Raw genomic sequence first — 5,464 nt, 5'->3', positions numbered from 1 at the left:
GCTCCTGAAAGAAAACAAGGCGGAGGATATCAAACTCTTTGGAGGGGGCATCATTCCTGATGAAGACATTCCCCAATTGCAAGGACAAGGAGTTCAAGCCATCTTTAGACCTGGAACTTCAACGGAAGATATCATTCTCTGGGTCCAACAGAATATCAAACCGAAAATTTAGGGATAAAAAAAGACTTTAATCCAGTAGCGATAGCTATAACCAAAGCGATGGCCATCCTTTTAGAATTGCTTATGAGTTGGAAAGTAAAAATCTTGAAAAAAATTATTAGCTTAGGCTTGATATTCATATTGGTGGGATTCTTTTCCGGGTGTGGGTGGTGGGCGAAAAAAGAACATGAACTGACACCTCAAGAAATGTATAATAATGCATTAAAATTATTATATAATAAAAAATATGAAGAAGCCACAGAAGCATTCCGCAAATTTAAAGAAGAATTTCCTCTTAGCCATTACACTCCCCTGGCTGAATTGAGGATTGCTGATGCGCTTTTTTTCGGCAAAAATTACGCTGAGGCCATCGTTCAGTACGAGGATTTTAAAAAACTTCATCCGCTGCACTCTGAGATTCCTTATGCCATCTACCAAATTGGCATGTCCCATTTTAAGCAAATAGGGACCCTGGATCGCGACCAGACCGAAACCGAGAAGGCCATTGAACAATTTCGGTACTTGGTTGAAAATTTTCCTCAAAGTCCCCACACAGCGGAAGCCAAAAAGAAAATGCAGTACTGCCAGCTACAATTAGCCGAACACGAATTTTATATCGGCCATTTCTATTACCGTATGCAAAAATACAAGGCAACCTTAGGAAGGTTTGAAGGAATTCTTCAAAAATACCCGGAGTCGGGCCTCGAAAAAAAGATTAAGCCTCTGGCCGAAAAATGCCGGGCTGAGATTGCCAAAGAGGAAGAAAAAAGAAAGGCAAAGGAAGCCCAGGAAGAGAAAAAGAAAAAACCCAAAAAGGAAATATCTCCTGTGGGGCAAGAGCCAACATCTTAAATAATTTCATAAATTTTTTCCAAGGCTTGATTTAATCCTTGCACGTTTGGCCCGCCGGCCTGAGCCATATCAGCCCGTCCCCCACCAGTGCCCCCTACATATTTGGCTACTTCTTTAACCAATTTATGCGCAGGGTATCTTTCTTCGAGATCCTTGGTAACGGCACAAAGAAGCATGGCCTTCCCATCTCCATAGGCACCCAGGAGGATGACCCCGGACCGAATTTGATCTTTTAGACGATCAGCCATTTCCCGCAAGGCTTTGGGATCTTTGACTTCCACCCGGGTGGAAAGGACCTGGATTCCTTTGACTCTTTGGATTGAGGAAGCCAGCTCTTTCGTTTGACCGGCAGACACTTTGGCTTGCAAGACTTGAAAGGCCTTCTCAAGTTCTTTTTGTTCTTTGAGGAGCCGTCGCACTCTCTCCGCTACTTCTCCTGGCTTGGCCTTAACTGCAGCGGCAATGGTTTGAAGTTCTTTTTCTTCCTGTTGGATTGCTTCCCAGGCTTCCTCCCCGGTGACTGCTTCGATCCGTCGCACGCCCGCAGCCACCCCGGTCTCGGAAGTAATTTTAAAAAGTCCAATGTCTCCGGTGCGTTGAGTGTGGGTACCCCCACAAAGTTCGGCGCTTATTTTTCCCATCTGGACCATACGTACGATATCCCCATATTTCTCTCCAAAGAGGGCCATGGCACCTTTTTCTAAGGCTTCCTTGTAGGAAACGAAGGAAACGCCTACTTCCAGATTCTGGCGTATTCGCGAATTAACGATGCCTTCCACGCGATCAATTTCTTCGCTCGTTAGAGGAGAAAAATGAGTAAAATCGAAACGCAAACGTGAAGGGGTCACTAACGATCCTGCTTGCTTCACATGATCTCCCAAAATCTGTCTTAGGGCAGCCTGTAAGAGATGGGTGGCGGTATGGTTGAGGGCTGTCTTTCTCCTGTTATCCGCATCGACCTTGAGTTGAAGCACATCTCCCAGCCGTAAGATTCCTTTTTTAATGACCCCCCGATGGACGATCACTTCCGGCAAAGGCCTGGAGCAATGAGTAACTTCCATTAAAGAGTTTTTGGAAGTCAGGATTCCGCGGTCACCCGCTTGCCCTCCAGATTCACCATAGAACGGAGTTCGGTCAGTGATTATCTCCACCTCTTCACCTTCATGACCTTCCTCAATTTCGCTTTCGTCTTTGAGGATTTTGACGATTCTCCCCTCAGATCCCAGTCGGTCGTATCCTACGAATTCCGATCGCAAATTCTGAGCTGCGAGGGCTTTGTAGATTTTTCGCAAGGCTTCTTCCCCAGAGCCTTTCCAAGACTCACGGGCCCGAGCGCGCTGGATCTCCATGGCTGCTTCAAATCCTTGCCGGTCCATATGAAAACCTTCATCGCGAGCCATTTCTTCGGTCAGGTCCAACGGGAACCCATAAGTGTCGTAAAGCTTAAAAATTAACTCGCCCGGAATCAGTCGCTGTTTTCCCTGCAGCAATTTTTGTTTTTCTTCGGCCCAGAGGCGCAGACCAATGTTCAGGGTTTCGGAAAAACGCTCTTCTTCATTGGAGATCACCATTTTAACCATCTCCCGGGCACTGAGTAGTTCCGGGTAGGCTTCCCCCATCAGTTCGACCACCTCATTCGTCAAACGGAATAAAAAAGGATCGCTGAGCCCCAATTTCTTTCCATGGCGCATCGCCCGGCGCATGACCCGACGCAGAACATATCCCCTTCCTTCATTGGCAGGAAGAACGCCATCGCTGATTAAGAAAGTTGCGGCTCGGCAGTGGTCAGCAATGACCCGAAAGGAGACACTGTCGGCCCCATGGGCAAAATATTTCCGACCACTCCATTGTTCAATGGCTTTAAAAATTATTTGGAAAAGGTCGGTAGCGTAATTACTATCCACTCCCTGAACGATGGCCGTAATCCGTTCCAACCCCATTCCGGTATCGATGCTGGGCTTGGGAAGAGGGGTTATCTGCCTATCCGAGTGGCGTTCAAATTGCATGAAGACCAGGTTCCAAAGCTCAAGGTAGCGGTCGCAATCGCAACCGATGGCGCATTCCGGGCGGCCGCACCCAATTCCTGGACCCTGGTCGATGACAATTTCCGAGCAGGGACCACAAGGTCCTGTATCCCCCATTTGCCAAAAATTATCTTCGCTGGGGAGTGCCCGAATCCTTTCCTCAGGGACAAAGCGGACCCAAATCTTCTTGGCTTCATCATCCGGCCCAATGCCTAAAGCTTCATCACCCTGATGAATCGTTACCCACAGCTTTTCTTGGGATAAGCCCAGGACTCCGGTTAGGAATTCCCAGGCCATGGCAATGGCTCCTTCTTTGAAATAATCGCCAAAAGAAAAATTCCCCAGCATTTCGAAAAAAGTGTGATGACGGGCTGTGTACCCAACATTTTCTAGGTCATTGTGTTTCCCCCCCGCCCGCACGCATTTTTGGGAAGTGGTTGCCCGGGAAAAGGGGGCCTCCTCTTCCCCGGTAAAATAATTCTTGAATTGCACCATTCCGGCATTGGTGAAAAGCAGAGTAGGGTCCTTTTGGGGAATTAAGGGGGAGCTTTTAACAATGGCATGTCCTTTCCCCTGGAAGTAATCTAAAAAATTGCGGCGGATTTCGCTACCCGTCTTCATTCCTCTGTAAAACCTCCTAATTCTCGAAAGGCCTCCTGGATATCCTCCCATGAGAATCCCTTCCGGCGAAGGGTATTCGCTAATTTCCTCTTCTCGGCAAGGGTTACTTCCTCCAAAAGTCTTCCTTTCAGCTTCATTCGCATTACCTTTTGCAGCCGTTCGGTAGCTGGGACAGTGACTTCGGCAATTGCCATGGCGGCTTGAGCCAAATCTGCCGGAATTCCTTTTTGAAAAAATTTTTGTCGGATTTGCTGCGGGCCGAGGAATTTTCCCCTGGCCAAGGCGATGGCTAAACGTTGGGCGTAACGAAAGTCATCCAGAAATTTTTTGGCTTCCAATTCTCCCAAGGCGGCTTCGATTTCCCCGGGGGGAAATCCCTTGGCCGTAAGTTTGCGCCGCATTTCTTCGCGACTGTAATCCCGCTGGGCTAAAAGGCGAAGGGCGGATTCTTCGGCGCTCCTCGGATATACTGCCCGTTTTTTTACATCTCTTTTCGCCGTAAAGCGTGCTGAGAATGCAGGAAAAGGATGCTTTGGGCAAAGGAGCCTTTCTTTCACGAAGCCGGGGTTTCCTTCTGTTTTTTGGAAAGTCGGAAGCGCTCCAATAGTTTCTCTTCAATCGCTTTGGAGATTTCAGGATGCTCCTTCAAGAAAGCCTTCGAATTTTCCCGTCCTTGACCGATCCTCTCATTAGCGAAGGAAAACCACGCTCCGCTTTTTTCAACAACTTCATTTTCCACGGCCAAGTCCAAAAGATCGCCTTCCCGCGAAATTCCTTCCCCGTACATGAGGTCAAATTCTACTTCTCTGAATGGAGGGGCCAATTTGTTTTTTACCACCTTAACCCGGGTTCGGTTGCCGATCACCTCCTGCCCGTCTTTGATCGCTCCGATCCGGCGGATGTCCAGGCGAACGGAAGAGTAAAACTTGAGGGCGTTCCCCCCGGTGGTTGTCTCTGGGTTACCAAATAACACGCCAATCTTCATGCGGATCTGGTTTACGAAAATGACACAGGTATTGGATTTGCTGATCGTGGAGGTCAGTTTCCGCAAGGCTTGGGACATCAAGCGGGCTTGTAAGCCCATGTGGGCATCGCCCATTTCCCCTTCTAATTCAGCCTTAGGGACCAGAGCCGCGACCGAATCGATTACAACAACGTCGATGGCCCCACTGCGTACGAGCATTTCGACGATTTCCAGGGCTTGCTCTCCGGTGTCCGGTTGCGAGATCAACAAGTCGTCCGTCTTGACTCCGAGCTTCCGGGTATAAGCGACGTCCAGGGCGTGTTCGGCGTCGATGAACCCGGCAATGCCCCCTTTCTTTTGGGCTTCAGCGACAATATGCAGGGCCAGAGTGGTCTTGCCGGAAGCTTCCGGACCGAAGATTTCCACGACCCGTCCCCGCGGCACCCCTCCCACGCCCAGGGCAATGTCCAAAGCAAATGACCCCGTGGAAATGACCTGAATGTCTGGGATGATGGCATCCGTCCCCAGGCGCATGATGGCCCCTTTGCCAAATTGCCGCTCAATCTGACTAACCGCCAGATCGATCGCTTTCTCTTTAGGACTCTCCGCCGGCATGATTCCCTCCTCTTTTCGTTTAGACATGATTGGCTCGCATTGGAAAGGTTTTTAACTTCGTATAGATGGCCCCCGAAGGGGTCAGTTCGCTCTGGAAAAGAAAAACCTCCTTCGCCTGAAAAGCCCCAATTTCTATGTTTTTATGCGCCTCGATGGCCTGGGTCAACGCTCCTTTTCCTTTGAAGGAACGGACTCTCCCGATTGTCAAGTGGGGCGTGAAAGGGCGAGG

6 protein-coding genes are annotated in these 5,464 nt (G+C 49.1%); 2 read left to right on the top strand and 4 right to left on the bottom strand.

The window, feature by feature from the left end:
• Both Q7V48_00575 and Q7V48_00570 read left to right on the top strand, forming a co-directional pair.
• Window positions 1-172: methylmalonyl-CoA mutase (locus Q7V48_00575; GenBank protein MDO9209239.1), on the top strand; the 172-nt coding region annotated here is incomplete at its 5' end.
• A 92-nt stretch (window positions 173-264) separates the two neighbouring features.
• Window positions 265-1,011, top strand: coding sequence for an outer membrane protein assembly factor BamD (locus Q7V48_00570; protein ID MDO9209238.1), 747 nt, complete (start codon window positions 265-267; stop codon window positions 1,009-1,011).
• Here the strand turns inward: Q7V48_00570 and alaS are convergent.
• The 4 genes from alaS to Q7V48_00550 all read right to left on the bottom strand — a co-directional run.
• Entirely contained in the window at window positions 1,008-3,656 is a 2,649-nt protein-coding gene (alaS, locus tag Q7V48_00565) for an alanine--tRNA ligase (GenBank protein ID MDO9209237.1), read from the bottom strand. The two genes, Q7V48_00570 and alaS, sit on opposite strands and share 4 nt — an antisense overlap.
• Window positions 3,653-4,213: a regulatory protein RecX gene (locus Q7V48_00560; protein MDO9209236.1), complete on the bottom strand. Its 561-nt coding sequence runs from the start codon at window positions 4,211-4,213 to the stop codon at window positions 3,653-3,655. The genes alaS and Q7V48_00560 overlap by 4 nt, the downstream gene beginning before the upstream one ends.
• A complete protein-coding gene (gene recA, locus Q7V48_00555) occupies window positions 4,210-5,235 on the bottom strand; it encodes a recombinase RecA (GenBank protein ID MDO9209235.1) in 1,026 nt (341 codons plus the stop codon). The genes Q7V48_00560 and recA overlap by 4 nt, the downstream gene beginning before the upstream one ends.
• A 19-nt stretch (window positions 5,236-5,254) precedes the next feature.
• The coding region (locus tag Q7V48_00550) for a 2'-5' RNA ligase family protein (protein MDO9209234.1) at window positions 5,255-5,464 on the bottom strand (210 nt) is incomplete at its 5' end.

It is taken from the genome of Deltaproteobacteria bacterium, assembly GCA_030654105.1.
GTDB lineage: Bacteria > Desulfobacterota > SM23-61 > SM23-61 > SM23-61 > JAHJQK01.
The sequence above is the reverse complement of the archived record's forward strand: the minus strand, read 5'-3'. Positions and strand labels throughout refer to the sequence as shown.

What these genes read in the sequence shown, in the direction of transcription:
- alaS (MDO9209237.1), bottom strand. Translation starts at nt 3,656, where the DNA reads ATGAAGACGGGTAGCGAAATCCGCCGCAATTTTTTAGATTACTTCCAG.
- recA (MDO9209235.1), bottom strand. Translation starts at nt 5,235, where the DNA reads ATGCCGGCGGAGAGTCCTAAAGAGAAAGCGATCGATCTGGCGGTTAGT.